4 protein-coding genes are annotated in these 2,796 nt (G+C 23.4%); 3 read left to right on the top strand and 1 reads right to left on the bottom strand.

Features of this window, described 5'->3' with window-relative positions:
* The first annotated feature begins 813 nt into the window (after positions 1 to 813).
* From G594_RS0114525 to G594_RS0114515, 3 genes are all read left to right on the top strand, one after another.
* A complete protein-coding gene (locus G594_RS0114525; RefSeq protein WP_027099229.1) occupies positions 814 to 1,116 on the top strand; it encodes a hypothetical protein in 303 nt (100 codons plus the stop codon).
* A gap of 80 nt (positions 1,117 to 1,196) precedes the next feature.
* Positions 1,197 to 1,499: a hypothetical protein gene (locus tag G594_RS0114520; protein WP_027099228.1), complete on the top strand. Its 303-nt coding sequence runs from the start codon at positions 1,197 to 1,199 to the stop codon at positions 1,497 to 1,499.
* 387 nt (positions 1,500 to 1,886) lie between these two features.
* Complete coding sequence (locus G594_RS0114515; protein WP_027099227.1) at positions 1,887 to 2,180, top strand: hypothetical protein; 294 nt, start codon at positions 1,887 to 1,889, stop codon at positions 2,178 to 2,180.
* A gap of 388 nt (positions 2,181 to 2,568) precedes the next feature.
* Here G594_RS0114515 and G594_RS20370 read toward each other — a convergent pair.
* On the bottom strand, positions 2,569 to 2,796 hold a 228-nt coding region (locus G594_RS20370; protein ID WP_034866908.1), incomplete at its 5' end, for a hypothetical protein.

Raw genomic sequence — 2,796 nt, 5'->3', positions numbered from 1 at the left:
CTTAACTTTATGAACCGTTAGCTTTAGGTGCTGGAATAGCTTCCATAAAGATAACTATATAATTAATTCTTTAAATTTTTAAAGTAATAGTACAATTAATAGAATTGTCAGTTTTAAATTTTAAGAAATTTCTAAAGTAATAGATTTTTGTATCATTTGTATTATATCCAAACAAATTTAATACTCTGAAACAAAGAGTGATTTTCATATTTTAACGTTACATCATTTGTAACTTTAAAATAAGTTTAATAATAATTTATAGATGCTATAAATGTACGAAGAGTACTATGATAAATGATATATTATAGAAAATTTAGATGTGAAAAATATTTTAATAACTTTTTTAGAAGATAATAAAAGAGAATAACTAGATTATTCAAAGAAGTAGAAAAATTAGATTATGAATATGATAGGTGAATGCTAATAGGCTAGAAACAGAAATAAGAGAGCGAAAAATATGATAAATAATTCTAAGAACTTATAAAAAGAATCTATAATGAAAAATAGAACAGTTAGAAAGATTTTTGGAAATTGATATTATTTTTTATTAAATTTTATCTTAAAAGAAAATATAAATAAAAAACAGTTATATAGCAGAACTATACTAAATCTAAGAAGATAAATAGTAGAATATAAAAAAGTATTTCAAACTAGTTATTGGAAATCAATTTTTTTACGGGAAATAATATTATATCAAAAAATAGAAAAAATTACAGTCTTTAAAAGTAAGATGTTTTAATGTAAAATTTAACCATAATTAATGTAGTGTTTAATAGTATAACTACTTATTAATATGGAGGAGAAAGTATTTGAATGAGAAAAAATTATTTAGTTAAGCAACATGATATTACAGATTGTGCAGCAGCTGTAAATGGAATTTTATCAGCGCTTGTTTCTACAGTTGCAAGTGCACTTCTTCCAGCAACTGCATCACTTAATAAATGGGCAACTACTATTTATAATACATTGGCAACCACATTAATTAAAGAAAAAGCTAAACAATTGGATGCTGAAGATGGTGTGATTTATGGTTGGTTAACTGTTAAATGGGCAGGTAAATATGTAACAGAGTATAATCCATATCCACCAAATAGTTATCAAGGGGCTATGTTCTAAGTTGAAAATATCTATAATTTTATCATTATAATAAGAGCTTATTTTTAAGTATATAATAAAAATGGGGGGAGGGAGAATATATGAAATGTCCAGAGTGTAAAAGTAAGTTTACTTTTACAGAAAGATTTAAATTAGCTGCTACCAATAATCAAAGAATAGTTTGTTCTAGATGTAAAAATACATTTAAAAAAGATGGTAATTTTAATATATTTGATTTTATTGTTGGATTAATTTTAAATATAAGTACTGTAATAATATTTATTACTTTATCAAACATTAATATGTATATAACTGTTTGTTTAGCAATGATCTTGGGATTAGGCGCTGATTATGCTTATTTATTTTTTATTCAAAATATTAGGAAGTACAAAAAAATAAAGTGATTAATATAATAACAGAATTATTAAATATAAGAAGTAAAAAAGGTGAAATAGTTCCAGGAAACTGGAACTATTTTTTGTGAAATTTAATATTAAAAAATCTATAGAAGTAGAAAAAATGTAATAAAATGGATTGTTCAGTGAAACTATACAAAGTAGTGATAGTGCGGTAAATGAAAATTAAATAGTACGGTATTTACAAAATATGTTATAATTAATTCGTAATTGTAATATAATATTACTTAAATAGAGAGATTAAGTAAAATTCATAGACGGAGTTTGGAATATAAATCAAAGTTGCAAATCTCAGAAGTTTTTAAATTATAATTTAGGAAGTGAAATTATATTAAAAATAGCAACTATATTATTTTTAATAAAAAGGAGTAGGGTATGAAAGTTTGTAGTAAGTGTAATGCTAAAATTAATTTTAAAAACATACTAAAATCAACTTATAAAAGAGATGGAGTAATAGAATGTAATAAGTGTGGTACTAAATTTAAAGTAAAAGGATATTTTTTTATTGTGATAATTCTTATTATTTTAAGTTCTATTACTATAAGCTATTTAACTATATATTATCCAACTACATTAATAAATAATATTATAAGAGGTGCGATAACTTTGACTGCTGTCATTTTGTTATACTTTGAACTTGCACTTTTACTTCCATGGAAAGAACAGTAGAAATAATATATTTATTCATATTTTTTATGATTTATTAAAAAAAATTAATAAAATAAATTAAATATTAAATTATTATGAAAATACCGTATTATTCAAAAAGAATATGCGGTATTTTTTATGTCGCAATACTAAGAAAGTGTGACATAAGTGTTTTGTAGAAATTGAATATTATGGTGTTGCAAAATAGCCGCTCATATAGTCACTTACTTCATCAAATTTTTAAACTTTGTGTAAATTAATATAAGTTTTCCACCTGTATTTCCCATATATCTATTATTTCCCCAATTTCCACATTCATTATATCTAACAATAGTATTCATGTTTATACCTTCTTTCATAGTTTATCGTTATGTAAAATTTCTTGTAAAAGTGCCCCAGGGGACACTTTTTAATATTCCTCGGGAAGTAATACTGTTATTATTAATGTGCCAATAGTGCAATCATAATCACTCATAATCCAAAATTTAATATCAAATGAATTATATACACCCATAAATCGTTCATTTTTTTTAGCGTTTTCAGATTTAAGAAGTTCATATTGAAATATTTTATCTTCTTTAGATAATTCGCCCCAATCATTACGACAAAATCTCATTAATGCACCTAAAACATCACT

Origin of the sequence: Clostridium paraputrificum AGR2156 (genome assembly GCF_000424025.1) — a bacterium.
Taxonomy (GTDB): Bacteria; Bacillota; Clostridia; order Clostridiales; family Clostridiaceae; genus Clostridium; species Clostridium paraputrificum.
The sequence above is the reverse complement of the archived record's forward strand: the minus strand, read 5'-3'. Positions and strand labels throughout refer to the sequence as shown.